General features: G+C 56.5%; 23 protein-coding genes. 9 read left to right on the top strand and 14 right to left on the bottom strand.

Features of this window, described 5'->3' with window-relative positions; translation table 11 throughout:
* Positions 1-27 precede the first annotated feature (27 nt).
* A complete protein-coding gene (locus tag AACY09_RS14230; RefSeq protein ID WP_339488943.1) occupies positions 28-1,356 on the top strand; it encodes an NAD(P)/FAD-dependent oxidoreductase in 1,329 nt (442 codons plus the stop codon).
* 11 nt (positions 1,357-1,367) lie between these two features.
* Complete coding sequence (locus AACY09_RS14235; RefSeq protein WP_339488945.1) at positions 1,368-2,753, top strand: NorM family multidrug efflux MATE transporter; 1,386 nt, start codon at positions 1,368-1,370, stop codon at positions 2,751-2,753.
* Here AACY09_RS14235 and AACY09_RS14240 read toward each other — a convergent pair.
* Positions 2,750-4,426 (bottom strand): putative bifunctional diguanylate cyclase/phosphodiesterase, encoded by a 1,677-nt coding sequence (locus AACY09_RS14240; RefSeq protein WP_339488947.1) that lies wholly within the window; start codon positions 4,424-4,426, stop codon positions 2,750-2,752. The genes AACY09_RS14235 and AACY09_RS14240 overlap by 4 nt on opposite strands.
* A 377-nt stretch (positions 4,427-4,803) precedes the next feature.
* On the opposite strand from AACY09_RS14240, the gene rep reads away from it, so the two are divergent.
* The gene (gene rep, locus AACY09_RS14245) at positions 4,804-6,813 is read left to right on the top strand and encodes a DNA helicase Rep (RefSeq protein WP_339488949.1); all 2,010 of its coding nucleotides are present in this window, start codon (positions 4,804-4,806) and stop codon (positions 6,811-6,813) included.
* Positions 6,814-6,907: 94 nt separating this feature from the next.
* Positions 6,908-7,480 (top strand): xanthine phosphoribosyltransferase, encoded by a 573-nt coding sequence (locus AACY09_RS14250; RefSeq protein WP_339488951.1) that lies wholly within the window; start codon positions 6,908-6,910, stop codon positions 7,478-7,480.
* Positions 7,481-7,521: 41 nt separating this feature from the next.
* Here AACY09_RS14250 and AACY09_RS14255 read toward each other — a convergent pair whose 3' ends face one another.
* From AACY09_RS14255 to dadA, 6 genes are all read right to left on the bottom strand, one after another.
* On the bottom strand, positions 7,522-9,654 hold the full coding sequence (locus AACY09_RS14255; RefSeq protein WP_339488953.1) for an acetyl-CoA hydrolase/transferase C-terminal domain-containing protein: 2,133 nt from the start codon (positions 9,652-9,654) through the stop codon (positions 7,522-7,524).
* Between the two features lie 124 nt (positions 9,655-9,778).
* Entirely contained in the window at positions 9,779-10,201 is a 423-nt protein-coding gene (locus tag AACY09_RS14260; RefSeq protein ID WP_339488954.1) for a c-type cytochrome, read from the bottom strand.
* A gap of 206 nt (positions 10,202-10,407) precedes the next feature.
* A complete protein-coding gene (locus AACY09_RS14265; protein ID WP_339488955.1) occupies positions 10,408-10,956 on the bottom strand; it encodes a cupin domain-containing protein in 549 nt (182 codons plus the stop codon).
* A gap of 124 nt (positions 10,957-11,080) precedes the next feature.
* Positions 11,081-12,154 (bottom strand): alanine racemase, encoded by a 1,074-nt coding sequence (gene alr, locus AACY09_RS14270; RefSeq protein WP_339488956.1) that lies wholly within the window; start codon positions 12,152-12,154, stop codon positions 11,081-11,083.
* Positions 12,155-12,251: 97 nt separating this feature from the next.
* Complete coding sequence (locus AACY09_RS14275) at positions 12,252-12,605, bottom strand: RidA family protein (RefSeq protein WP_339488957.1); 354 nt, start codon at positions 12,603-12,605, stop codon at positions 12,252-12,254.
* Complete coding sequence (dadA, locus tag AACY09_RS14280; RefSeq protein WP_339488958.1) at positions 12,580-13,878, bottom strand: D-amino acid dehydrogenase; 1,299 nt, start codon at positions 13,876-13,878, stop codon at positions 12,580-12,582. Before dadA ends, AACY09_RS14275 begins: the two co-directional genes overlap by 26 nt.
* 156 nt (positions 13,879-14,034) lie before the next feature.
* Between dadA and AACY09_RS14285 the strand changes: the two genes are divergently transcribed.
* Positions 14,035-14,523 (top strand): Lrp/AsnC ligand binding domain-containing protein, encoded by a 489-nt coding sequence (locus tag AACY09_RS14285; protein ID WP_339488959.1) that lies wholly within the window; start codon positions 14,035-14,037, stop codon positions 14,521-14,523.
* Positions 14,524-14,528: 5 nt separating this feature from the next.
* On the opposite strand, the gene AACY09_RS14290 is transcribed toward AACY09_RS14285, so the two are convergent.
* A complete protein-coding gene (locus AACY09_RS14290) occupies positions 14,529-14,882 on the bottom strand; it encodes a YkgJ family cysteine cluster protein (protein ID WP_339488961.1) in 354 nt (117 codons plus the stop codon).
* A 162-nt stretch (positions 14,883-15,044) separates the two neighbouring features.
* Here AACY09_RS14290 and AACY09_RS14295 point away from each other — a divergent pair, with 162 nt between their 5' ends.
* Entirely contained in the window at positions 15,045-16,358 is a 1,314-nt protein-coding gene (locus tag AACY09_RS14295; protein WP_339488962.1) for an NAD(P)/FAD-dependent oxidoreductase, read from the top strand.
* 46 nt (positions 16,359-16,404) lie between these two features.
* Here the strand turns inward: AACY09_RS14295 and AACY09_RS14300 are convergent, their stop codons facing one another.
* Positions 16,405-17,019, bottom strand: a complete 615-nt coding sequence (locus tag AACY09_RS14300) for a DJ-1/PfpI family protein (protein ID WP_339488963.1) — start codon at positions 17,017-17,019, stop codon at positions 16,405-16,407.
* 23 nt (positions 17,020-17,042) lie between these two features.
* Complete coding sequence (locus tag AACY09_RS14305) at positions 17,043-17,282, bottom strand: DUF1127 domain-containing protein (protein WP_339488964.1); 240 nt, start codon at positions 17,280-17,282, stop codon at positions 17,043-17,045.
* Between the two features lie 194 nt (positions 17,283-17,476).
* Here AACY09_RS14305 and AACY09_RS14310 point away from each other — a divergent pair, with 194 nt between their 5' ends.
* Positions 17,477-18,898, top strand: a complete 1,422-nt coding sequence (locus AACY09_RS14310) for an aminotransferase-like domain-containing protein (protein WP_339488965.1) — start codon at positions 17,477-17,479, stop codon at positions 18,896-18,898.
* Positions 18,899-18,962: 64 nt separating this feature from the next.
* On the opposite strand, the gene AACY09_RS14315 is transcribed toward AACY09_RS14310, so the two are convergent.
* Both AACY09_RS14315 and AACY09_RS14320 read right to left on the bottom strand, forming a co-directional pair.
* A complete protein-coding gene (locus AACY09_RS14315) occupies positions 18,963-20,105 on the bottom strand; it encodes an MFS transporter (protein ID WP_339488966.1) in 1,143 nt (380 codons plus the stop codon).
* A gap of 165 nt (positions 20,106-20,270) precedes the next feature.
* Positions 20,271-21,764, bottom strand: coding sequence for an aldehyde dehydrogenase (locus AACY09_RS14320; protein WP_339488968.1), 1,494 nt, complete (start codon positions 21,762-21,764; stop codon positions 20,271-20,273).
* Between the two features lie 250 nt (positions 21,765-22,014).
* Between AACY09_RS14320 and AACY09_RS14325 the strand changes: the two genes are divergently transcribed.
* Positions 22,015-22,380, top strand: coding sequence for a cupin domain-containing protein (locus tag AACY09_RS14325; RefSeq protein WP_339488969.1), 366 nt, complete (start codon positions 22,015-22,017; stop codon positions 22,378-22,380).
* 160 nt (positions 22,381-22,540) lie between these two features.
* Here AACY09_RS14325 and rpmG read toward each other — a convergent pair whose 3' ends face one another.
* Positions 22,541-22,696, bottom strand: a complete 156-nt coding sequence (gene rpmG / locus AACY09_RS14330) for a 50S ribosomal protein L33 (RefSeq protein WP_002551515.1) — start codon at positions 22,694-22,696, stop codon at positions 22,541-22,543.
* 11 nt (positions 22,697-22,707) lie between these two features.
* Positions 22,708-22,944: a 50S ribosomal protein L28 gene (rpmB, locus tag AACY09_RS14335; protein WP_010489195.1), complete on the bottom strand. Its 237-nt coding sequence runs from the start codon at positions 22,942-22,944 to the stop codon at positions 22,708-22,710.
* Positions 22,945-23,407: 463 nt separating this feature from the next.
* Between rpmB and AACY09_RS14340 the strand changes: the two genes are divergently transcribed.
* On the top strand, positions 23,408-24,997 hold the full coding sequence (locus AACY09_RS14340; RefSeq protein ID WP_339488971.1) for an ABC transporter substrate-binding protein: 1,590 nt from the start codon (positions 23,408-23,410) through the stop codon (positions 24,995-24,997).
* Positions 24,998-25,007 lie beyond the last annotated feature (10 nt).

Genomic DNA, 25,007 nt, shown 5'->3' on the forward strand with positions numbered 1-25,007 from the left:
CCTAATTACTCAGCCGGGCGCCCTTTTATGTCACATGGCAGCTACCCGCTTCATCCCGCTATCAGCCGAGCAGCGGCGTTGCCAAGCGAAGTCGATATCGTCATTGCGGGCTCAGGCATCATGGGCTGCGCGAGTGCCTATTACCTGCGCCAGCAGGGTCTGTCGGTGCTGGTCTGTGATAAAGCCGGGCTGGCCAGCCAGCAATCGACGCGGGCTTGGGGCTTTGTGCGTCAACAAGCGCGCGATCCTAGCGAGGTGCCGCTGATGATGGCATCCATTGAGCTTTGGAAGCAGCTTGAGCATGAGTTGCAGTTACCTTTGGAGTGGCGCCAGGGCGGCTGCATGTACCTCGCCGAAAATGAAGAGCACCTCCGCCAATACCATGACTGGCTGGATGTCGCCGCCAGTCATGGTCTCGACACCCAGCTACTCAGCAGCCGTGAAGTTGCCGCTAAACTGCCGGCGCTGGCCAATCCGGCCAAAGGTGGATTATTCACCGCCAGTGACGGCCAGGCAGAACCCCGCCGCGTCGCACCGGGCTATGCATTACGCGCCGCCGAGGCTGGTGTTGTATTTGCCGAAGGCTGCGGCGTCACCGCCGTGGAGCGCGCGGCCGGCGCCATAAGTGGCGTGCAAACCGAGCGCGGCTATGTAAAAACCTCACGGGTACTGATTGCTGCAGGCGCCAGCAGTTGGCGCTTGCTGGCCCCACTTGGGCTGGACATTCCCCAGCAAGCACTGCGCAGCACAGTGTCGCGCACCAGCCCGGTACCGGATATAGGCGGTTGCAGCTTTATCGGCCATGGGATTGGCATTCGCCAGCGCGCTGACGGCAGCCTCAACTTGGCGGATGAAGCGCAGGCTGACATCGACCTGAACCTCGACTTTATGCGTGGAGCCTCTTGGTACTTGCCCCTTTTGCCCGAGCACCACCGCAGTTTCCGTTTCCACCTCAATGGCGCGCTGCTGCACGACCTCAAACTCCGCCTGCGCGGCGAAAACAAGGTGCTGGGCGAGCGTGCCCCCCATGCCAGACCCGAAGCAAGCCGCGTGCTAGCCGCAGAGAAAGCCTTGGCCAGAGCTTTTCCAGCGCTGCATGAGGTTCGTGTAATTGAGAGCTGGGCCGGATTTATCGACGTCTTACCCGATGGTATTCCCATCCTCGATGCACCCAGCCAGATTCCGGGCCTGCTGATCGCAACTGGTTTTTGTGGGCATGGCTTTGCCATGGGTCCAATCGTTGGGCAATTGATCATGCAATGGGTCACGCAGGGCCAAACTTCACTGGATCTGAGCGCATTTCGCAGCAGTCGCTTTGCAGATGGCACCGCTGGCAAACCCTATTCACTTTTCTAAAGAACCCGAGAATGTCGAGCCCTAATCGTATTGAACTGCTGGCTATACTGCGCCTGTCTGGCCCGCTGATCGCGGCCCAGTTGGCGCATGTTGTGATGGTATTCACCGACACCGTGATGATGGGCTTGCTTGGCCCGGAAGAGCTGGCAGGCGGCGGGCTCGGCGCAGCATGCTACTCATTTGTTTCGATTTTCTGCGTCGGTGCCATTGGGGCGGTCGGGAACTTGGTGGCCATTCGTCACGGTTCGGCCGATGCAGCAGGTGTCACTCGCCTGACCCAGAACGGCTTATGGATGGGCTGGGGCCTGGCCTTGCTCGCAGGCCTGATACTGTGGAACCTTGAGCCAGCCTTGCAGCATGCTCAACAAACACCTGAAAACGTTGAACGTGCCATGCACTTTCTCTCGACCGTGGTATTCGCCCTGCCCGGCTATATGACGTTTATGGCGCTGCGTGGCTTTACCAGTGCGATTGGCCGCCCTGGGCCGGTCATGGCCATCAGCATTGGCGGCGCGCTGGCCAACTTCATTCTTAACTACGCGCTTATCAAGGGCTGGTTGGGTCTGCCACCGATGGGATTGGCTGGCATCGGTCTGGTCACTGCTATTGTAATGAGCGCCATGGCCATGCTCTTGGCCAGGCATGTGATGCATCACAGCGCCTACGGTGCCTATCCCTTGCAACGCGGCTTATGGCAACCCGACTGGCAAGCACTCAAAGAACTCATTCGCCTGGGCTTGCCCATTGGCGGCACTTACGCGGTTGAGTCGGGATTATTTGCCTTTGCCGCACTGTGCATGGGTGCGCTTGGCAGCACGCAGATGGCCGCGCATCAAATTGCCCTGCAATCGGTGTATGTCGCCTTTATGGTGCCGGTCGGTATTTCTTATGCGGTGACCTTTCGCATTGGCCAGCATTATGGTGCTGGCCGCCTGCTCGAAGCGCGGCGCAGTGGCCGGCTGGGGATCATGTTCGGCGCAACCTGCATGCTCGGCTTTGCCTTGTTGTTCTGGCTGGCACCGCAATGGGTGATCGGCTTGTTTCTCGACCGCGACGACCCAGCGTTTCAATCGATTATCGCACTCGCCATTAGCCTGTTGGCCATTGCCGCTTGGTTCGAACTGTTCGACGGGATTCAAACCATCGCCATGGGCGCGATTCGCGGACTCAAGGACGCCAAAACCACCTTTTACACCGGTCTCGTCTGCTATTGGCTGATTGGCGCCCCCATGGCCTGGACCCTGACATTTGTCTTCAATTGGGGAGCGGCCGGCGTATGGTGGGGCTTAGCCGGCGGCCTGGCCTGTGCAGCGATCAGCCTGAGCCTGGGTTTTGAGTGGAAGACCGCACGAATGCTTGAAAAAGACAACCTGCAAGCCTGCCGCACAGCCCCTTAGTTTTTCTGGCCAATACTCGGCAGGATATTCCGCACGCCGTAAACCAGAAACTTTGCCAGCTCGCTGAGTGGAATCGCCTTGCTGATTAGGTAGCCTTGCGCCTGATCGCAACCAAATTGACGCAACATGGCCAGCTGCTCAGTGTTTTCAACACCCTCGGCGACCACTTGCAAGTTGAGATTGTGCGCCAGGTTGATCATCGCCCGCACCAGCAAGCGATTCTCCGAGCGATCACACATGCCGCCAACAAAGCTTTTATCGATCTTAAGCAGGGTGATTGGCAGGCTATTGAGGTGAACGAACGACGAAAACCCGGTTCCGAAGTCATCCAGTGAGAAGCGCACGCCCAACTCCCCCAGCGCCAACATGGTCTGTCGCACCTGATCGCTACGGCGCATGATGGCCGTTTCGGTCAGCTCAAACTCCAGCCACTGCGCATCAATCCCGCGCTCATCGATCAAGCGCTTAAGCGTTGGCAGCAGCTGACTGTCCTGAAATTGGCGAAACGACAGGTTGACCGCCATATGCAGCGGCGCTAATCCCCGACCACGTAGCCATTGCATATCACGCAGTGCGCGGGAAATAACCCAATAACCAAGCGGCACGATAAGTCCACTTTCTTCGGCCAACGGAACAAACTCATTGGGCGCAAGCAGGCCACGGGTTGCATGACGCCAGCGCACCAACGCCTCAATTCCGACAATAGCGCCGGTCTTCAAGCATAAACGCGGCTGGTAATGCAGCTCCAGCTCATCACGGCGTAGTGCCCGACGCAGCTCACTTTCGAGGTCTGCCTGACTACGCGCATTGTGGTTGATCCGCTCATCATAGATATAGGAGGTACAGCCTTGATGATTCTTGGCCTGTTGCATTGCAATGTGCGCATGCCACATCAATGGGTCAGGCCCGGCATTGGCGCGAGCATGGGCGATCCCCAGACTACAGCCAAGCATCAAGCTCTCACCATCCACCCAATAAGGTTCTGCCAGGACTTCGGTCAGGCGCTCGGCGAAACGCTCGGCACGCTGCGCATCACGCCGGGTGTCCAGCAGCAAAGCAAATTCATCACTGCCCAGGCGCGCCAGTTGATCGCCCGACTGCAGGATCGACTTGAGCCGCGCAACCACTTGCAGGATCAAGTTATCCCCAGCCTGAAAGCCCAGGGCGTCGTTTACGTGGCGAAAGTTATCCAAATCAAGGTGGCCCAGCGCCAGCCCGCGACTCTCGGCAGCCGCCAAACGTGCGGAAAGCAAGGTCTGAAAGCCTTGGCGATTGGCAATACCGGTCAAGGCATCTTGCTCAGCCAAACGATTAAGGGTGTGTTTGAGCGAGCCCTGCTCACGCACATAACGCAGGCAACGGCGCAGCACATGCGGGGTGAGTTGAGAGCGGACCAGCCAGTCGTTGATGCCTTGCGGCTCATCGCCAGGCTCTTGCTCAAGCAACAAGATAATCGGCAGCGGACAACTGCCAATTGCTGGCTGATGACTGAGTGTGGTCAGCAAAACAGTGTTGGCGTGGTTGCCGAGCAGGCTCCGCGCAATGTCCCACGAGGGTGCGGATATAAGCGAGTATGCCCCATCCATTGGCTGAAGGCATTCATGCAACAACGCAGGCCAGGCGGAATCCTCGGCAAGCAGGATCAGCGTTAAGGGCTCGACGAACGCAGACAAACAACCTCCCCAAAAACAAAAATAATGCAGCGGTTCCTCCGCTAAATGCGCCTTTGTTGGCGTCTAGTCCGCACATCCCTGCTGCGCTGTCGCATCCTGCTCTAAAGTCGAGCTGTCGACAAGTGTCTACCCATGAGGTAGACCGGTTAAGGCGGAGCTCGATTGATTTTGATCAATTCATCCGACCGATGATGTCGTTTTGACATCAATGTACTGGCAAAACTGTGTACAACCGCGCGTCCGCAGATTACTGCAAATAGCAAAATAACCAAGCCCGCCTGCGCTAACTCCGTGCACTAACACACACTTCCAGATGGTCAAGGCATAAAGCGCTGAGCCTGCTAAAATGCGCGCCCACTCTCCACGTGATAACTGTAATGTCCCGACTGAACCCCCGGCAGCAGGAAGCCGTGAACTACGTCGGCGGCCCTCTTTTGGTGCTCGCCGGTGCAGGCTCCGGCAAGACCAGCGTCATCACCCGCAAAATTGCCCACCTGGTGCAAAACTGCGGCATTCGCGCTCAGCATATTGTCGCCATGACCTTTACCAACAAGGCGGCGCGCGAAATGAAAGAGCGGGTCGGCACCCTGCTCAAAGGTCCAGAAGCACGCGGGCTGACAGTCTCGACCTTCCACAACCTGGGCATGAACATTATCCGCAAGGAATATGCTCGTCTGGGGTACAAGCCGGGGTTCTCGATCTTCGATGAAGGCGATATCAAGGCGTTGCTCAGTGACATCATGCAAAAAGAGTACGCCGGCGATGACGGCATCGATGAGATCAAAAACTACATCGGCTCATGGAAGAACGACCTGATTCTGCCCGATCAGGCACTGGCCGAGTCGCGCAATCCCAAAGAGCAGACCGCGGCCATCGTCTACCTGCATTACCAGCGCACCTTAAAAGCCTATAACGCTGTCGACTTCGATGACCTGATCCTGATGCCGGTAAAGCTGTTTCAGGAGCATGCGGACATTCTGGAAAAGTGGCAAAACCGCATTCGCTATTTGCTGGTCGATGAATATCAAGACACCAACGCCAGCCAGTATTTGCTGGTCAAGCTGTTGGTGGGCAGCCGTAACCAGTTCACCGTGGTGGGCGACGACGACCAGTCGATCTATGCCTGGCGCGGTGCGCGCCCTGAAAACCTGATGCTGCTCAAAGAAGACTACCCGTCGCTGAAGATTGTCATGCTTGAGCAGAACTACCGCTCGACCAGCCGTATCCTTAAATGCGCCAACATCCTGATTTCCAACAACCCGCACGCCTTCGAGAAGAAACTCTGGAGTGAGATGGGCGTTGGCGATGAAATTCGCGTGATTCGCTGCCGCAATGAAGATGCCGAATGCGAGCGCGTCGCCATGGAAATTCTCACCCTACACCTGCGCACGGATCGGCCCTACAACGATTTTGCAATTCTGTATCGGGGTAACTATCAGGCCAAGCTGATGGAGCTCAAACTCCAGCACCACCAGATTCCTTACCGCCTCAGCGGCGGCACCAGCTTCTTTGCCCGTCAGGAAGTGAAGGACTTGATGTCCTACTTCCGCTTGCTGGTAAACCCGGATGACGACAACGCCTTTTTACGGGTGATTAACGTACCGCGCCGCGAAATTGGCTCGGCGACCCTGGAAAAGTTGGGCAACTACGCCACCGAGCGCAAAGTCAGCATGTATCAGGCGGCCGGTGAGCTGGGCCTTGGCGAGCACCTCGACAGCCGCTTTACCGACCGCTTGGCGCGATTTACCCGCTGGATGGATGGCGTGCGCCAGCAATGCGCGCAGAATGACCCCATCGCGGCACTGCGCAGCATGGTCATGGACATCGATTACGAGAACTGGCTGCGCCAAAATGCTTCCAACGACAAAGTAGCCGATGCACGCATGGGCAATGTCTGGTTCCTGATTGAGGCGTTGAAAAACACGCTGGAGCGCGACGAAGAAGGCGATATGACCATCGAGGATGCGATCGGCAAGTTGGTCTTGCGCGACATGCTCGAACGTCAGCAAGAGGAAGAGGAAGGCGCCGATGGTGTGCAAATGCTGACCTTGCACGCCTCCAAAGGCCTGGAATTTCCCTACGTATTCATCATCGGCATGGAAGAAGAGATCCTGCCGCATCGCTCCAGCATTGAAGCCGACACCATTGAAGAAGAGCGCCGTCTGGCCTACGTTGGAATTACCCGCGCAAGGGAAACACTGGCCTTTACCTTCGCCGCAAAGCGTAAGCAATACGGTGAGATAATCGACTGTACACCCAGCCGCTTCCTCGACGAATTGCCGCCCGAAGACTTGCAGTGGGAAGGTTTGGAAGAGGCGCCAGTTGAAGTTAAAGCGGCCCGTGGCAACGCGGCACTAGCGGACCTAAGGGCAATGCTGAAAAAATAGGCGGTTAACCATCGTCAGTTGTTGGCTTTATCCGCCAGACAACCGGCAAATATCCCAACACAGATTGGGTTTCACACTACATGAGGGCTATTGCGTGGAAGCGCTGAAACAAAAAATTCGCGAAGAAGGCATTGTCCTCTCAGAGCAAGTACTCAAGGTCGACGCCTTTTTGAACCATCAGATTGATCCCAAACTGATGCAACAGATTGGCCATGAATTCGCGGTTCGTTTTCGCGATCAGAACATCACCAAGATCGTGACCATCGAAGCCTCCGGTATTGCGCCCGCGATAATGGCCGGCCTGGAACTGGGGGTGCCGGTAATTTTTGCCCGCAAGTACCAGTCGCTGACGCTCAAAGACGATCTGCTGACCTCGAAGGTCTACTCCTTTACCAAGCAGACCGAGAGCACCATCGCGGTGTCGGCCAAGCACCTGACCGCCGATGATCACGTGCTGGTGATTGACGATTTTCTGGCCAACGGTCGCGCAGCAAAGGCGCTTATCGATGTAATCCAACAAGCGGGCGCGAGCATCGCCGGGATTGGCGTGGTGATCGAGAAGTCATTTCAGGCGGGCCGCAGCGAATTGGACGAGCAAGGTTTCCGCGTGGAATCTCTGGCCCGCATCAGTTCTCTGGCAGACGGCAAAGTCAGCTTCCTCGAGTAACCCTGCGCAACCAATGGCGCACAATTAAAGTGCGCCATTGTTTAGTCTTGCGTGGCCTGCAAGCCTGCCAGCAACAAGCGCTGGTAAAGCTCCTCACGCAGACCATCAGGCTTAGCCAGATCCATGCGCTGCAGGTGCTCGATATAGGCCTCTGGCTCAGGCGCCTCAAGGGTGGCTTTACCTAACCGCAAAATCTCAGAAAGCTTGAATTTGCGTTTAAGCCAGGTCAATGCGCGCAACAAGTCGCGCTCCTGCGCGGTGAAGTCGCAACCCAAAGCAAACTCAGCGAACAGGTTGCTGTGCTCGGCCTTCAATGCCTCAAGACGTTCGGGCAGGTTATTGCTAAAACGCTGATCAAGCTGGAACGCCTTGTCCAGTTTGCCGTTTTCTTGCGCCTGTTCAATCAACTCGGCCTGGAAGCGCGAGTCCGTGATAGTGAGCAATGCTTCAATCACCTGCGAATCGGTTTTGCCGCGTAAATCGGCAACGCCATACTCGGTCACAACGATGTCACGTAAATGCCTGGGAATTGTGCTGTGGCCATATTCCCAGACGATATTGGAGCGCACCTCACCCCCGGACTCGCGCCAACTGCGCAGCAGCAATATTGAACGTGCACCTTCAAGGGCATGAGCTTGGGCGACAAAGTTGTACTGCCCTCCAACGCCGCTCAACACGCGACCGTTCTCGAGCTGGTCAGACACTGCAGCGCCCATCAAGGTCATGGTAAAGGCTGTGTTGATAAAACGTGCATCACGGCGCTGCAAGCGTTTCAACTGCTCCTGACCGTAAAGCTCATTGATGTAGCAGATGCCAGTCATGACGTAGCGCTCACGCTGCTCCAAGCTCAATTCATTTAGGCGCTGGTAGAACGAACGCGGCCCCAGAAAGAAGCCACCGTGAACGACAGTTGCATGCTTAGCCGGACGCAAATAGGTGGCGAGGGCCTGCTGGGTTTTGGGGTCTGCCAAGTCCGCGGGCACTTCAAGGGCTGATGGCAACTCCAACTGCCCTTCATTGAGGCCGACTGCAGCGTCGAGCAAACCATAATCTTGCAGCTCAGCTAAGCGTTGTTCATCCAGCCTGGATGCCAATCCAGCATCAAGCAGCGCCTGAATGCTGTGCGGGCGGCCTTGGGTATCCAACGCACCGGCAGATGCCAGTTGCTGCACCAGCAAATCCGGATAAACCGCCCGGCGAATAATTCCGGCGTCAGCCAATACCAGCAAGCCGTTGACGAACATTTCACTGCAGCCGTACAAGCCATCGGCAAAAACGTCAGTGCCACCGACCTGATCAACCCATTGCTGCCAATCGTGACTGCAATTCAGCGCATTTAGCAGCGACTGGTACTGGCTATTATCGCTATTGCGCGCGAGCAAGGCGGCGGTTACTGCATCGCCCATCGAGCCGATCCCAATCTGCAACGTGCCACCGTCGCGCACCAGCGTGCTGGCGTGCATGCCAATGCAATGATCCTGCACGCTGATGGGCATATTGGGCGTGGAGAACAATTCGCTGGTTTCTGTGTCTTGCAAGACAATATCAAAGCGCTCACAGGCGATTTCTGCATCACCCGGCATATACGGCAACTGGCTGTGAACCTGAGCCAGATAAAGGATTTTCTCGCCATTGGCCCGGCGCTTGTCCAGCATCGGCAGAATATCGAGGGTGATGTCTGGGTTGCAGCTCAGGCTGAAGTGCTCAGGACGTTGCGGGTCACAGGCAACCAGCTGCGCAAGCACATTGAGGCCGCGGGCATTGATATCGCGGGCGGCGTGGCTGTAATTGCTGCTGACGTAGCTTTGCTGCGCCACATCGCTATGCAGCAGGCTACCGGGCTGCATAAAGAACTGCTCGACCCGTATATTCGCGGGCAGATCGCCCCGGCGCAGGTCGTCAAGAAAGTCCAGCTCGGGATAATCCGCAAATACCCGCTCCAGGAATGGCTGCAAAAACCGCTGCTGCAGACCCTGCTCAGCCTGGGGGCGACCCAAGCATAAAGCGGTGTAAATGTTCAGCTCGCGCTCAGGCAACTGCTTGCAACGCTGATACAGCGCATTGACCCATGTGTTGGGCTTGCCCAGCCCCAGCGGCAGGCCCAAGTGTATTGGCCCGTCAATTTCGTCCAGGACTCGCTCTACAGCGTCATCAATCGAACACAGTTGCGGCATCAAGCACTCCTTGCGCTTTGCTGATCACTCCCGTTCGACTATACCCGCAACAGAAATACGCCCCGAAGGATAAAAACAAAAAAACCGCCTTCAGGCGGTTCTTTTGTTTTCAGACGTTACCGGCTCAGAGGCCTGACATCTTCTCAATGGTCGCTTTCAGCTCGTCATCCGAGCAGTCGCCACAGGTGCCTTTCGGCGGCATGGCGTTGATACCGGTGATGGCTTTGGCCAAAAGACCGTCTATGCCACCCTGCTCATCTGCACGCTTTTTCCAAGCAGCAGTGTCACCAATTTTTGGAGCACCCAGTACGCCAGTCGAGTGGCAAGCACCGCAATGCCCTGCGATGATGTCATCTGGTGTCTTGGCACCGCCGCCAGCAGCGGCAGAGGCTACTTCAATACCCTTGCACTCTTCGCCCTGGACGCAAACTTCACCCACTGGCTTCAAACGTGCAGCAATTGCATCATCAGTTGCTGCATGGGCAGAGGCTGCCCAAATAGCTAATACGGCTGCAGGAGCAACCAGCATTTTTTTAATCATTTTCACGCTTACACCCTCATCGTGGCTTGGTTCGCCCGCGGCCACGGTTTCGCGAGCGGGGGCTAAGTATAACGAGAAGCCCAACAAGCGGAAACACATCAAAATGCCGCAGCTTGCGCTCACCTTGGTAATCCCTGCATTTTCGCCCGTTTTCACCGCCGAAGGGCCTGATGTTCCCTGAAAAGGTCGCGTACGTCCTTTTCAGCGATTAATTAGAAATTGGCCGGCGTTGTCGCACTGATCAGCTTGGCAGGCTCATCATACGGGTTACGAAATCGGTGCGGTTTACTGCTCTCGAAGTAGTAGCTATCACCCTTCTCCAGGGTGTAGGTCTCACTTCCGACTACCAGTTCCAGACGACCTTCAACCAAGATCCCTGCTTCCTCACCTTCGTGATTAAGCATCTCATCGCCCGTATCGGAGCCCGGCGGATAGGTTTCTGAGAGAAAGGCAATGGCACGGCTGGGGTGCGCCTTGCCGACCAGTTTCATGGTCACGGCACCGTCAGAGATATCAATCAACTCATTCGCTTTATAAACGACCTGAGTGTTGCTGTCCTGATCCACGTCGAGGGAGAAAAACTCAACCAGCGACATTGGGATACCCGCCAACACTTTTTTCAATGAACTGATCGAAGGGCTTACGCTGTTCTTCTCGATCATCGAAATAGTGCTGTTAGTGACGCCCGCTCGTTTAGCGAGTTCACGCTGGGAAAGGCCTTTTAATTTACGGATGGATTGCAGTCGTACACCGACGTCCAATGCTTGCGTCCCCCTCGGGAAGATACGGAAAATGAGGCCGTATCATGGCAATAGCGTTCAGTATTTACAACAGTTTGTGCCTAAATATTGCCCAGCTGAATGATTAGGCCAGCACAATCCCTTATCAACCCTCAAGATAGAGCAGTGGCACGCGGCGCAGATTGCAAAACAACTGGTAGGGAATGGTCTGGGCAAAGGCGGCAACATCACTGGCTAGCACCTGTTTTCCCCATAGCTCAACGCGACTGCCAAGGCCCGCACCCGGCAGATCCGTCAGGTCAATCGTCAGCATGTCCATCGAAACACGACCTATCAGACGACTCAGCTTGCCGTCGACCATCACCGGCGTGCCCGTGGGCGCGTGACGTGGATAACCGTCGGCGTAGCCCATGGCAACCACACCCACTCGGGTTGGCCGCTCGGTAATAAAGCGCGCGCCATAGCCAATCGGCTGACCGGCAGGCAGTTCGCGCACACTGATAATCTTCGATTCCAAGGTCATAACCGGCTGCAATTGTGCGGCGACGTTATGCACCCGCTCAAAAGGCGTTGCGCCATAAAGCATGATGCCCGGGCGCACCCAGTCACTGTGTAAATCTGGCCACCCCAGTATTGCCGGAGAATTGCCCATACTGACCTCGGCATCAAGCGTTTCCCGGGCATGAGTAAACACCGCAACTTGCTCGGCAACGCCCTCGCAGTCCAGTTCATCGGCACGGGCAAAGTGGCTCATCAGCACGATCTTCTCGACCTGAGCGCAGTTTACCAAGCGCTGGTAAGCCGCTTTGTATTCCTCAGGGTGCAGGCCCACCCGGTGCATGCCTGAATCCAGCTTGAGCCAAATGGTCAGCGGTCGACCGATATTCGCTTGCTCCAGCGCCTCCAGTTGCCACATGGAGTGCACCGCACACCAAAACTGATGCTGCTCGATCAACGCCAGTTCTTGCGCTTCAAAAAAGCCTTCGAGCAATAAAATTGGCTGACGGATGCCCGCCTCACGCAGTTCCAGCGCTTCCTCAATACAGGCCACTGCAAACCCATCGACCTCGTCAGCCAGCGCTTGTGCACAGCGCACAGCGCCATGCCCATACGCATTGGCCTTAACCACGGCCAATGCTTTGGCCCCAGAGATTTCGCGGGCCAGACGGTAGTTTTGGCGCAGAGCGTTTAGATCAATCAGAGCACGGGCTGGTCGCATAAATTGAGCTTCTTGTTCGAGGGCACATGGCTTAAAAAAAACCCAGCGGGGGCTGGGCTAGAAGGTGACACATGACTGTTGCAGATCAGGGGCCTGATTAAGGCAGAGCCGCAATTACGGTCATCTCAACCAGCACATCCGGGGTGTACATGTTGGCCTCGACCGCCGCGCGCGCCGGCGCAGTGCCGGGCGCGACCCATGCATCCCATACTTGGTTAAGGCCAGCGTAATCACGTGCCATGTCTTTAAGGTAAATGGTCACGGACAAAATCTGGCGCTTGTCCGTGCCCGCCTCGCCCAACATCAAATCGATATTGGCCAGGGTTTGCTTGGTTTGTTCAACCACGTCGCCGCTGTAGTCATCTGCCAACTGGCCGGCCAGATAGACCGTGCCGTTGTGGATAACTATTTCGCTGTGACGGGTTTCAGTGCGCAGGCGCTGTAGAGCCATGTTTTTCGGCTTCCTTGGAACGGCTATAACGAGAAATATCCAAACCTTCAGCACTGATCTGAGGCCGCTTGGAAGCCATGGTATCGGCGAGGAAACGCCCAGAACCACACGCCATGGTCCAGCCTAAGGTGCCGTGGCCAGTATTCAAGAACAGATTGCTAAAACGGGTGCCACCGACAATCGGCGTGCCGTCTGGTGTAGCTGGACGCAGACCGGTCCAGAAATCAGCCTGAGCCAGATCACCGCCTTGTGGATAAAGGTCACCCACGATCATTTCCAGGGTTTCACGTCGACGCGGGTTCAAACTCATGTCAAAACCGGCAATTTCGGCCATGCCACCCACCCGGATTCGCTGATCAAAACGGGTAATGGCGACTTTGTAGGTTTCATCAAGAATGGTCGACATCGGCGCCATGTCCGGATTCACAATAGGCACGGTCAGCGAGTAACCCTTGAGCGGGTAAACGGGCGCACGAATGCCCAGGGGCTTGAGCAACTGCGGGCTGAAGCTGCCAAGGGCGAGTACGTAGCGATCAGCGGTTTCCAGCTTGCCATCAATCCACACGCCGTTTATACGGTCACCCAGGGCCTCAATGCGTTGAATGTTCTGCCCAAAGCGAAACTCAACACCCATATTGCGCGCCATCTCGGCCAGCTTGGTGGTGAACATCTGACAGTCACCGGTTTGGTCATTGGGCAAACGCAATGCCCCAGCAAGTTTGTCGGTAATGCCGGCCAAGGCGGGTTCAACGCGGGCAATACCTTCGCGATCGAGCAGCTCATAGGGCACACCCGACTGCTTGAGTACGGCGATGTCTTTCGCTGCGTTATCCACCTGCGCCTGAGTACGGAACAGTTGCGTGGTGCCGAGACTACGGCCTTCGTACGCGATGCCGGTTTCAGCCCGCAACTCGTCGAGGCAATCGCGGCTGTACTCAGACAAGCGCACCATGCGTTCTTTGTTTACGGCATAACGGCTGGCCGTGCAGTTGCGCAGCATTTGCGCCATCCACAGGTACTGATCCACGTCTGCGGTGGCTTTAATGGCCAACGGCGCGTGCTTTTGCAGCAACCACTTGATAGCTTTAAGCGGTACACCCGGTGCAGCCCATGGCGATGCATAGCCAGGTGATACCTGGCCCGCGTTGGCGAAGCTGGTCTCCAGCGCAGGGCCATCTTGACGGTCAACGACGACCACTTCGAAACCCTGACGAGCCAAATAATAAGCGCTGACGGTGCCAATCACACCACTACCGAGAACCAGAACCCGCATCATTTTTCTCCTCGCCGAGACTATGCACTGGCGTTTTTTATCATGAGAGTAGATGCGGCTAGTATAGGAATCATCGAGCAGTGCAATTAACTAAACATAAGCCTATATTTAGTAATAACTCTCGTAAAAACCCGCTTGGACGGAGGAGTATTTCATATGCGCACCCAGCATCAATCCCGCCGCGATCTGGATAAGATTGACCGCAACATCCTGCGTATCCTGCAAGAGGATGGCCGCATCTCCTTTACCGAACTTGGCGAACGCGTAGGTTTATCGACCACCCCTTGCACTGAGCGGGTTCGTCGGCTTGAGCGCGAAGGCATCATCATGGGCTATCACGCCCGCCTCAACCCGCAGAACCTTAAAGCCAGCCTCCTGGTATTTGTCGAGATCAGCCTGGATTACAAGTCTGGCGATACCTTTGAAGAGTTCCGCCGTGCGGTCCTTAAACTGCCGCACGTGCTGGAATGTCATCTGGTATCGGGCGACTTCGACTACTTGGTCAAGGCACGAATTAATGAGATGGCGTCGTACCGCAAGCTGCTGGGCGATATCCTGCTCAAATTGCCCCACGTTCGCGAATCCAAGAGTTATATCGTCATGGAGGAGGTCAAAGAGAGCCTCACTTTGCCGATTCCCGAGTAAACCGGTTAAACCAGAACCTGGCGCGTGGTCGCAATCAAGTGGTGCACCTGCTGCTCAACCTGCGGATCAATCGGCTCCTGCGGACCACGCCCGTGGGGGCATGGCAGGCGTGGTGTGGTGCCAAACAACCGGCAGATTAACGGCCGCTGGTCATACACCTCACAGCCCTGGGGTCCTAGATGCACGCAGTCCAGCGCCTCCAACGCGGCCTCGTGTTCGGCATCGCTTTTATGCGGCAGTCGCGACATCTCTTCCGAGGAAGCCGTAACAGGCCCACAGCAATCGTGACAGCCGGGAATGCAGTCAAACCGCGGAATATGCAAGCGCAGGTGATCAATTTTACGGCGGGTACAGCTCATAAGGAGCCTCGACATTGGATAAGCCATGGTAACTGTTTAGCGTTGAATAACCCTGGGTTGGCAAATGAATTATCAAATTTTGCGCCACGGCACTTGGCGTTCTAGGAACCAGGCGCTTATTCTTCGTAAAATTTTCCAAACACAATAAACAGGATTTCGCACATGAACGCCCGCGTTCACCAACCGGTTCACAACAATCAGCATGCCGCCTCCTATTACGCCGCCAGCGCTAATCGCGCGATCGCGTTCGAACCATTGGGAGGTGAGCTGCGCGCTGATGTGTGCATTGTCGGCGGGGGGTTCTCGGGCCTGAACACGGCGATTGAACTGGCGCAGAAAGGCCTTTCTGTGGTGCTGCTCGAAGCGCGCAAGGTTGGCTGGGGCGCCAGTGGTCGCAACGGCGGCCAACTGATTCGCGGCGTCGGCCACGGTGTCGAGCAATTCGAGTCCGTGATTGGCGCCGACGGCGTGCGTGAGCTGAAGCTGATGGGCATGGAAGCAGTTGAGATCGTGCGCAAGCGCGTCGAACAGTTCAACATCGACTGCGACCTGACATGGGGCTACTGCGACCTGGCCAACAAGCCACGCGACCTCGAAGGTTTCGTCGAAGACGCGCAAGAGTTGAAAAGCCTGGGCTATCAGCATGAACTGCGCTTGCTGCAAGCTAACCAAATGCGCGAAGTCGTAGGTTCAGACCGTTATGTCGGCGGCATGATCGATATGGGGTCGGGTCACCTGCACCCGCTCAACCTCGCCTTGGGCGAAGCGGCTGCCGCTCAGTCGTTGGGCGTGCAGATTTTTGAAGATTCAGCCGTAACCCGCATTGAGTACGGCGCCGAGGTCAAGGTCCACACCGCTAGAGGCGTGGTATGCGCCAGCAACTTGGTGCTGGCCTGCAATGCTTATCTCGGTGAACTAAACAACACCTTGGGCGGCAAGGTACTGCCAGCGGGCAGCTATATCATCGCCACCGAGCCCTTGAGCGCAGATCAGGCGAAGGCCATCATTCCACAGAACATGGCGCTCTGTGATCAGCGAGTCGCCTTGGATTATTACCGCCTGTCTGCAGACAATCGCCTTCTGTTTGGTGGCGCCTGCCACTACTCCGGTCGCGATCCTGAAGACATCAGCGGCTATATGCGGCCAAAAATGCTGGAAGTCTTCCCCCACCTGAAAGACACTAAAATCGATTTCCAGTGGGGCGGTATGATCGGCATTGGCGCTAACCGCCTTCCGCAAATCGGGCGCCTCAACGACCAGAACAATGTGTTTTACGCGCAAGCCTATTCCGGCCATGGTGTGAACGCCACCCACTTGGCGGGAAAGCTGCTTGCTGAAGCGATTGCAGGTCAAGCCAGTACCGGTTTTGAGCTGTTCGACAAAGTCCCTCACATGACCTTCCCAGGCGGCAAATACCTGCGCTCGCCGTTGCTCGCCCTGGGCATGCTTTGGCACCGCATGAAAGAAGTGTTGTAACGCTGGACGCGGGGTTTTCGTTAAGATCAACCCCGCAACATTTAGCTTAGATGAGTGCTGGCAGCTCAATATAGGGCTGCACCACAGACAAACTGTGGGCCACAGCGGCGTCTTTCTCGCCCACCGGGGCAACGTAGTGAATGGCGGCCGCGGCCGCCTCATTGCCGGCCAGCTTGGCAATGATCCACGTCGCTAAATACTGCGAAGCCATACAGCCACCAGCCGTGGCGATATTGCCCTCGGCGTAAAAGGCTTGATTCAAGACCTCCACCCCCGCTTCAACGACCCAGGGCTTGGTGGTCAAGTCTGTACAGGCAGGAAGACCGTTCAAAACACCTAATACCGACAGCAGCAGCGTGCCTGAGCACTGCGCGCAAACCAGTTGTCTGGCCGGGTCTAAATCGAGACGCTTAAGAATTGCCCGGTCCCTGGCAATCTCTCGGGTGTAAATACCGCTGCCAACTAATACCACATCGGCAGCATTGGCAAACTCCAAGGGTTGCTGCGCCGCAACCTTGAGCCCGTTCATTGACGTCACGTACTCATCAGGGCAGGTGATCTGCACATTCCAACCCTGGCCCTTCATCCGATTCAAGATGCCGGCCGCGATAAACGAATCGAGCTCGTTAAACCCTTGGAAAGTCAAAATTGCGATATTCATGCACCGGCCTCCTGGCTGCAGTGTCAGAGTTTCCAGAACGGTAGATTCGCTTCGCGATGTGCCTGGGCGCGCGTTAAGCCGATGTCAGCCAGTTGCTGATCATTAAGCTTCAGTAACGCCCGACGTGTACTGATGCGGCGCAGAAGCAGTGTCCAGCGCGAGACAGGCGGGCCATATGCAGCAGGCGTAGACAGGCGTGGCCTCGCGTCCTGCTGCAACTCATGCTGAACGAGGGTCAACCGCACATCGCTTAAACCATTCATCTCCTTGCTCCTGGAATTTAATCATTTCGAGGAGCAATGATGGCGCGAACAGAAACCGCATGACAGATTCAAAAAATACATATTAAATCCATACAGATGATCATAAATGGCTGCTGAATGGTCAATTTTAGCAGCAACTGTATTGGTATAACTTTTATCACAGGCTGACAATCGCCTGTCAGGCCCTGAACTGTATGACCCTGTATATCGACCTCGCAACCATGCTTAGCGCTCGTATCGAGCAAGGCTTGTATCGTCCCGGCGACCGCCTGCCTTCCGTGCGCGCATTGAGCAGCGAACACGGCGTTAGCCTGAGCACCGTGCAGCAGGCTTATCGCCATCTTGAAGATCAGGGCATGGCAACACCGCGGCCGAAATCCGGCTACTTCGTACCGCCAGGTCGCAAAAAGCCTGAGCTACCCATGGTCAACCGCGCCGCGCAGCGTCCGCTGGATGTCTCGCAGTGGGATAACGTCCTCGAACTGATCAGCATCGCGCCCGGCAGTAATATCCTGCAACTGGGCCGCGGCATGCCGGACATCAGCAGCCCGACGCTCAAGCCCCTGCTGCGCTCGCTGTCACGCCTCAGCCGCCGGCAAAGCGTTAAAGAGCTCAGTTACGGCTGCATCAATGGCGACCCCACCCTGCGCGAACAGATTTCCCGCTTGATGCTCGATTCCGGCTGCCAGATCCCGGGCGAAGACATCGTCATCACCACCGGTTGCCACGAAGCGTTGTCCACCGCGATCTGCGCAACCTGCAAACCTGGTGATGTAATTGCAGTCGACTCGCCAAGTTTTCATGGCGTTATGCAAGCCCTTAAAGGCTTTGGCATGAAGGCCTTGGAGCTTCCCACCGACCCGCTCACGGGTATTAGCCTGGAAGCGCTGGAACTGGCACTTGAGCAATGGCCGATCAAAGCCATCCAGCTGACGCCAACCTGCAATAACCCACTTGGCTACATCATGCCCGACGCCAACAAGCGCGCCCTGATCGCCCTCGCCCAGCGCTATGACGTGGCAATTATCGAGGACGATGTCTACGGCGAATTGGCCTACAGCTACCCGCGCCCACGCACCATCAAATCCTATGATGAGGACGGCCGCGTGTTGCTCTGCAGTTCTTTTTCAAAGACCTTGGCCCCCGGCCTGCGCACCGGCTGGATTGCACCGGGCCGCTACCTGCAGAAAATTCTGCATTTGAAATACATCGGCACCGGTATGACCGCCCAATTACCGCAACTTGCCTTGGCCGAATACATCAGCGCAGGCCATTACGAGCCTCACCTGCGGCGCATGCGCAGCCAATACGCACGCAATCGCGACCTAATGATCGAGTGGGTAAGCCGCTATTTCCCCGCCGGTACCCGTGTCAGTCAGCCCGACGGCGGTTTCATGCTGTGGATTGAGCTTGATAGGCAATTCGACAGCCAGCGCCTGAATCGCGCCTTACTGCCCCACGCAATTCAAATCGCACCCGGCAGCATCTTTTCAGCGACGGGCAAGTACCGCAACTGCCTGCGCCTGAACTACTCCAGCAAAGCCAATACCGAGACTGAAAATGCGGTGCGCACAGTGGGTGAGACCGTCGCGCAGCTGCTTGGCAGCCCGGCCTGACGCGCGCCGGAGCGGAGAAGCCCTGCCTATCGCGGCCGCCCCAAGCACAGGCCGATACCTTGCATCAGGATGGGACAGCAAGCTCCTGCGGCTCAGGACGCCATGCCAGCACCACAAAGCCAGCAGCGCCGAGGGCCATCAGTAATGGCAAGGCGTGACCACTCACCCACTGGCTTGCCGCGCCGGTGAGCAGCGGCCCGAGCAGGCAACCAATCCCCCACAACTGCGAGACATGGGCATTGGCGCGAACCAGGGCGTCATCGCGAAAGCGTTCGCCTATCTGAATCAGCGACAGGGTAAACAAACCGCCAGCGCTGGCACCAAACAACACGAGTACCGGCCAGACCAGCGACGAATGCAAGGCCAATGGAATACTCAAGCTTGAGCACAACAGCATCAGGCCGCAGCCGCGAAACAAATTGCGCCGTGACATCTTGTCTGCCAGCCAGCCAATCGGAAGCTGCAAGGCGGCATCACCCACTACCACAACGCTGACCATAAACAGGGCCACGTCCTGGGTGAAACCCTGACGCAAGCTATAGATCGGCAGCAGCGTCAACATCATCGACTCAAAGGCGGCGAACAATGCGACCGCCCAAGCAATCGCTGGCATCCTGCTACAAAAGCCCAGCAAGCCTTTTGATGAGGCACTGTGGCCGTCGACCTTGGGGGCGCCAGTGCGCCCCAGCAAGATGAGTGAGCCGCCAATCAGCAGACCGGTACCGGTCCAGAAGGCGCGATCACCATCGGTGCCCAAGGCATGCAACAGTAAAGGCCCCGACAGCTGACTCAAGGCGTACCCGGTGCCATACAACGCAACCAGGCGACCTCGCCATTTCTCCACCGCCAGCTGATTAATCCAGCTTTCACCCAGAATAAACACCATGGTCAGCGCCACACCCAGCAGCAATCGCAGGAGGAGCCACACGCCATAGCTTTGCACCAAAGCCAACATCGCCACTGACAGCGCGCCCACCAGCAGACACGTCTGCATAAGCACCGTAGTGCCCAGACGTCCAGCTAGACGCCCGGCCAGCGAGGCACCCAGCAATACGCCGACAGCCGGGGTGGCAGCCATCACGCCAATTGCAAAGGTGCCATGGCCCCAACTCTCAAGGCGTAGCGACACCAGCGGCATGGTCACGCCTAATGCCAAGCCGATACTGATCACCGCCATGGACACGGCGAAATAGGTACCCCAACGCATTACCCGACTCCTTGTGGTTATGTTGTCGTGCCCGGCACAAAGCAAAACGGCCGGGCTCCCCAGGAGTTAATTCCCCTGAGAAACCCGGCCGCAGGCTTGGCTCATCTGAGCCGGCCCTTAGATTAAGGGCGGACCTTAGGCAGTGCGTAAACGCCCTGCTTCAGCTTACAGCTTGATCCAAGTGGCTTTCAGCTCGGTGTACTTGTCGAAAGCGTGCAACGACTTGTCGCGGCCGTTACCCGACTGCTTAAAGCCACCGAATGGCGCGGTCATGTCACCGCCATCGTACTGGTTAACCCAAACGCTGCCTGCACGCAGCGCCTTGGCCGTCAGATGGGCCTTCGACAGGTTGCTGGTCCACACTGCAGCAGCCAGACCGTAAATGGTGTCATTGGCGATGGCAATTGCTTCTTCGGCATCATCAAAGGCAATAACCGAGAGCACCGGGCCAAAAATTTCTTCTTGGGCGATGGTCATTGCATTGTTGACGCCGTCGAAGATGGTCGGCTCGACATAGGTGCCGCCCGTGTCTTCCATCACCCGCTTGCCGCCAGCAACCAGCTTGGCACCGTCTTTGTGCCCTGCATCAATATAACGCAGCACGTTATTCATCTGCTGGGTATCAACCAAGGCACCGACATTGGTTTCCGGGTCCAGCGGATTACCCGCCTTCCAGCCCTTGATAGCTTCAATAACCAGCGGCAAGAATTGGTCTTTGATCGAGCGCTCGACCAGCAAACGCGAGCCTGCGGTGCAGACTTCACCTTGGTTGAAAGCAATGGCACCGGCGGCCGATTCGGCAGCGGCTTGAAGGTCTGGTGCATCGGCGAAGACGATGTTCGGGCTCTTGCCACCAGCTTCAAGCCACACACGCTTCATATTCGATTCGCCCGCGTAAATCATAAGCTGCTTGGCGATCTTGGTCGAACCCGTGAATACCAGGGTATCGACATCCATGTGCAAGGCCAAGGCCTTGCCCACAGTGTGGCCAAAACCCGGCAGCACGTTGAATACGCCAGCAGGAATACCGGCCTCAACAGCCAACTGAGCGACACGAATACCGGTCAGCGGTGATTTTTCCGATGGCTTGAGAATAATTGAGTTACCAGTGGCCAGCGCCGGTCCGAGTTTCCAGCAGCTCATCAGCAACGGGAAGTTCCACGGCACGATAGCCGCGACCACGCCGATTGGCTCGCGAGTGACCAGGCCCAACTCGTTGTGCGCCGTGGCAGCCACTTCATCATAAATCTTGTCGATGGCTTCGCCGTTCCAACGAATGGCGCCAGCGGCAGCAGACATGTCGATATTCAGCGAGTCACTGATTGGCTTGCCCATATCGAGGGTTTCCAACAGCGCCAGCTCTTCAGCATGTTCCTGAATCAGATCAGCGAAACGAATCATGATCTTCTTGCGCTTGGCCGGCGCCATGCGCGACCACACACCCGAATTGAAGGTGGCGCGCGCATCGCGTACCGCGCGCTCAGCATCAGCCAAGTCACAGCTGGCAACATTACCCAGCAGGCGACCATCGACCGGGCTGATGCACTCAAAGGTTTCACCGGACGCTGACGAGCAGTACTCACCATGTACAAACGCACGCGTCTCAATGTTCAACGTCTTGGCGCGCTGTTCCCAGTCGGCGCGAGTCAGGCTAGTCATGCAAGCATCCTCTATCGGTAAAGAGTGGCGCACATTCAGCGCGCGCACTGTCAATAATTCTGCAAGGCCTGTAACGGCCTTATCCTGCCCGCAACACTAAACCAGAGGGCTCTACCTTTTCAATATATTTGACAAATAAGCCGCAAACGGCCTTGTCATGTTCGTTTTATTAAACATAGACTCAGGCCAATAGACCCAGCGCCAGACGCGCCAACCCCGCACAACAAGCCAATACGCAGAGATGCCACAGATGAAAATTGAGCAGATTGTCGATTTCGCCCACGCCACCACGCCGTTGGAAAACTATCGCCCTGCGCCCGAGAAAGTCCTCAAGGGCGATCCCGCGCAGAGTGTACGCAACCACTACGCAAGCCCATGCGGCCAGTTCAATACAGGCATCTGGGAAGGCGCCGTCGGCCAGTGGACGGTTAATTACAGTGAGCACGAATACTGCGAAATCCTGCAGGGCGTTTCAGTGCTGCGCGATCAGGACGGCAACGCCAAAACCCTGCGTACTGGCGATCGCTTTGTGATTCCTGCCGGTTTCTCGGGTACCTGGGAAGTGCTCGAAGCCTGCCGCAAGGTCTATGTGATCTTCGAGCAAGCGAGCGAGTAACCACACGCAACAATCAGCATAAAAAAGCCCGCTGCGTGCGGGCCTTTTTGCGGGTTAGGGCTTAGCCCGCAGGGTGCCTGGAATAAAATCCGGGCAAGAAAAAGCCCGCCAGGGTGGCGGGCTTTTTCATCAAGCCTGTGCAACAAGAATGCTTGATCAATTACTTGATCTTGCCTTCCTTGTAGATCACGTGCTTGCGCACAACCGGATCGAATTTTTTAATTTCGATTTTGTCCGGAGTAGTGCGTTTGTTCTTGTCGGTGGTGTAGAAGTGGCCAGTACCGGCGCTCGACACCAAACGGATCAATTCACGCATGATTTAGCTCCTTAAACCTTTTCGCCACGAGCACGAAGCTCGGACAACACAACATCAATGCCACGCTTGTCGATGCAGCGCATGCCTTTGGCAGATACGCGCAGACGTACGAAGCGGTTCTCAGACTCAACCCAGAAGCGGTGATGCTGCAGGTTTGGCAGGAAACGACGACGGGTTTTGTTGTGTGCGTGGGAAACATTGTTCCCGGTTACCGGACCCTTACCGGTAACTTGACAGACTCTTGACATGCCTCAGCCCTCTAAAACCACATGCCCAACCCGGCATGGGTTGGCCGCTTAAATTCAGTGTTATTGGCGCACAAGCGCCGCGTTTCTCGAGGGTCTTACCGGCCACACCTGAAAGCGCAACAACCGGGCCCCTAGAAAAGAGCGCTGCTTTATACCAGAAAGGCTAACGCACAACAACAATAAACACACTTTCCACTACAGCGCTTGACCCCGCATTCTACCGCAGCAGGCTGGCGCTGTGGGGCTTAATGACGATTTACCGCTCGTCGCCCCACAAGATTGTTTTACCCCGGCAATATGAACTAGGGTCTAGTGACTGACATTTCGCTCTGGGCTTAACCAGCGCTTGCTTTAACGTGCGACAAGGGACGCAGCACCACATTTGGTTATTCCAAATTGAGTGGCGAGAAATACTGTATCGCGTTAAAACAGGCCCGGCACGCCACCGTCAAGGAATATGCCCATGCACCGTAAGACATTATCGCTACTTTTAGTGCCGCTGCTCAGCCCCCTGCTCGCGCATGCTGCGACGCTAAGCGTATGCACTGAAGCCAGTCCGGATGGTTTTGATGTGGTGCAATACAACTCGCTGACCACCACCAACGCCTCGGCGGACGTCTTGATGAACCGCCTCGTCGACTTTGCTGCCGACAGCGGCAAAGTTGTACCCAGTTTGGCGGAGAGCTGGACAGTCAGCGACGACGGCCTTAGCTACAGCTTCAAACTACGGCCTGATGTCAGCTTTCACAGCACCGACTACTTCAAGCCCAGTCGCACGATGAATGCAGACGATGTGGTGTTCAGCTTTGAGCGCATGCTCGACCCCAAACATCCATGGCATTCGTTCGCGCAGAGCGGCTATCCGCACGCACAGTCCATGCAGCTGCCCAGCCTGATCAAGCGCATTGAGGCACCTGACGCCCATACAGTTCGCTTCACCCTCAATCATCCCGATGCAACCTTCCTGGCGACCCTGAGCATGGGCTTTGCCTCCATTTATTCGGCGGAATATGCCGATCAGCTGCTTAAGGCCGGCAAACAGAACAACCTCAACAGCCAGCCGATCGGAACCGGTCCCTTCGTATTTAAGCGCTTCCAGAAGGATGCGGTGATTCGTTACAGCGCCAACCCGGACTACTTCGCAGGCAAACCAGCGGTCGACAAATTAATCTTCGCCATCACCCCTGACGCCAACGTGCGCCTGCAAAAACTACGCAATAACGAGTGCCAAATTACCTTGTCTCCGAAACCGGCTGACGTTACGGTCGCGGCCAAAGATCCGGCATTAAAAGTGGTCAAGACCAACGCCTTTATGACCGCCTTTGTTGGCATCAACAACCAGCACCCACCGCTGGACAAGCCTGAAGTTCGCCAGGCCATAAACCTGGCCTTCGATAAAGCCACCTACCTCAAGGCGGTATTCGAAGGCAGTGCGGAAGCGGCCAACGGGGTGTATCCCCCTAACACCTGGAGCTATGCCAAGGACCTGCCCGGCTATGCCTATGACCCACAACAAGCCAAGGCCAAACTCAAGGCGGCCGGGCTTGCTGAGGGCTTCAAAACCACCATCTGGACTCGCCCAAGCGGCAGCCTGCTCAACCCAAACCCAAAACTGGGCGCGCAGTTGCTACAAGCCGATCTGGCCAAAATTGGCATTACCGCCGAAATCAAAGTGATTGAGTGGGGCGAACTGATTCGCCGCGCCAAAGCAGGCGAGCACGACCTGCTGTTTATGGGCTGGGCGGGCGATAATGGCGATCCGGATAACTTTCTCACCCCGCAATTTTCCTGCGCCTCGGTTAAGTCTGGGCTGAACTTTGCACGTTACTGCGACCCGCAACTGGACAAGCTGATCAGCCAAGGCAAAACCGTCAGCGACCAAGCGGCGCGCAGCGATATCTACGAAAAAGCTCAAGCCATTATTCAACAGCAGGCCCTCTGGGTACCGTTGGCGCACCCAACCGCAACCGCACTTACGCGCAGCACGGTCAGCGGTTACCAAGTCAGCCCTTTTGGTCGGCAGGACTTCGCCACGGTCAAGGTCAGCCGGTAAGCGCGCACCA

Origin of the sequence: Pseudomonas sp. EL_65y_Pfl2_R95 (genome assembly GCF_963971045.1) — a bacterium.
In the GTDB taxonomy this organism is placed as follows: Bacteria; Pseudomonadota; Gammaproteobacteria; order Pseudomonadales; family Pseudomonadaceae; genus Aquipseudomonas.

Excerpts from the sequence above, each read along its gene's own strand:
- AACY09_RS14325 (WP_339488969.1), top strand. The coding sequence starts at position 22,015 with ATGAAAATTGAGCAGATTGTCGATTTCGCCCACGCCACCACGCCGTTG.
- AACY09_RS14230 (WP_339488943.1), top strand. The coding sequence starts at position 28 with ATGTCACATGGCAGCTACCCGCTTCATCCCGCTATCAGCCGAGCAGCG.
- AACY09_RS14275 (WP_339488957.1), bottom strand. The coding sequence starts at position 12,605 with ATGGCTCTACAGCGCCTGCGCACTGAAACCCGTCACAGCGAAATAGTT.
- rep (WP_339488949.1), top strand. The coding sequence starts at position 4,804 with ATGTCCCGACTGAACCCCCGGCAGCAGGAAGCCGTGAACTACGTCGGC.
- AACY09_RS14285 (WP_339488959.1), top strand. The coding sequence starts at position 14,035 with ATGCGCACCCAGCATCAATCCCGCCGCGATCTGGATAAGATTGACCGC.
- AACY09_RS14300 (WP_339488963.1), bottom strand. The coding sequence starts at position 17,019 with ATGAATATCGCAATTTTGACTTTCCAAGGGTTTAACGAGCTCGATTCG.
- dadA (WP_339488958.1), bottom strand. The coding sequence starts at position 13,878 with ATGCGGGTTCTGGTTCTCGGTAGTGGTGTGATTGGCACCGTCAGCGCT.
- AACY09_RS14305 (WP_339488964.1), bottom strand. The coding sequence starts at position 17,282 with ATGAATGGTTTAAGCGATGTGCGGTTGACCCTCGTTCAGCATGAGTTG.
- rpmG (WP_002551515.1), bottom strand. The coding sequence starts at position 22,696 with ATGCGTGAATTGATCCGTTTGGTGTCGAGCGCCGGTACTGGCCACTTC.
- AACY09_RS14235 (WP_339488945.1), top strand. The coding sequence starts at position 1,368 with ATGTCGAGCCCTAATCGTATTGAACTGCTGGCTATACTGCGCCTGTCT.
- AACY09_RS14320 (WP_339488968.1), bottom strand. The coding sequence starts at position 21,764 with ATGACTAGCCTGACTCGCGCCGACTGGGAACAGCGCGCCAAGACGTTG.
- AACY09_RS14340 (WP_339488971.1), top strand. The coding sequence starts at position 23,408 with ATGCACCGTAAGACATTATCGCTACTTTTAGTGCCGCTGCTCAGCCCC.
- AACY09_RS14315 (WP_339488966.1), bottom strand. The coding sequence starts at position 20,105 with ATGCGTTGGGGTACCTATTTCGCCGTGTCCATGGCGGTGATCAGTATC.
- AACY09_RS14310 (WP_339488965.1), top strand. The coding sequence starts at position 17,477 with ATGACCCTGTATATCGACCTCGCAACCATGCTTAGCGCTCGTATCGAG.
- AACY09_RS14295 (WP_339488962.1), top strand. The coding sequence starts at position 15,045 with ATGAACGCCCGCGTTCACCAACCGGTTCACAACAATCAGCATGCCGCC.
- rpmB (WP_010489195.1), bottom strand. The coding sequence starts at position 22,944 with ATGTCAAGAGTCTGTCAAGTTACCGGTAAGGGTCCGGTAACCGGGAAC.
- alr (WP_339488956.1), bottom strand. The coding sequence starts at position 12,154 with ATGCGACCAGCCCGTGCTCTGATTGATCTAAACGCTCTGCGCCAAAAC.
- AACY09_RS14255 (WP_339488953.1), bottom strand. The coding sequence starts at position 9,654 with ATGCCGCAACTGTGTTCGATTGATGACGCTGTAGAGCGAGTCCTGGAC.
- AACY09_RS14290 (WP_339488961.1), bottom strand. The coding sequence starts at position 14,882 with ATGAGCTGTACCCGCCGTAAAATTGATCACCTGCGCTTGCATATTCCG.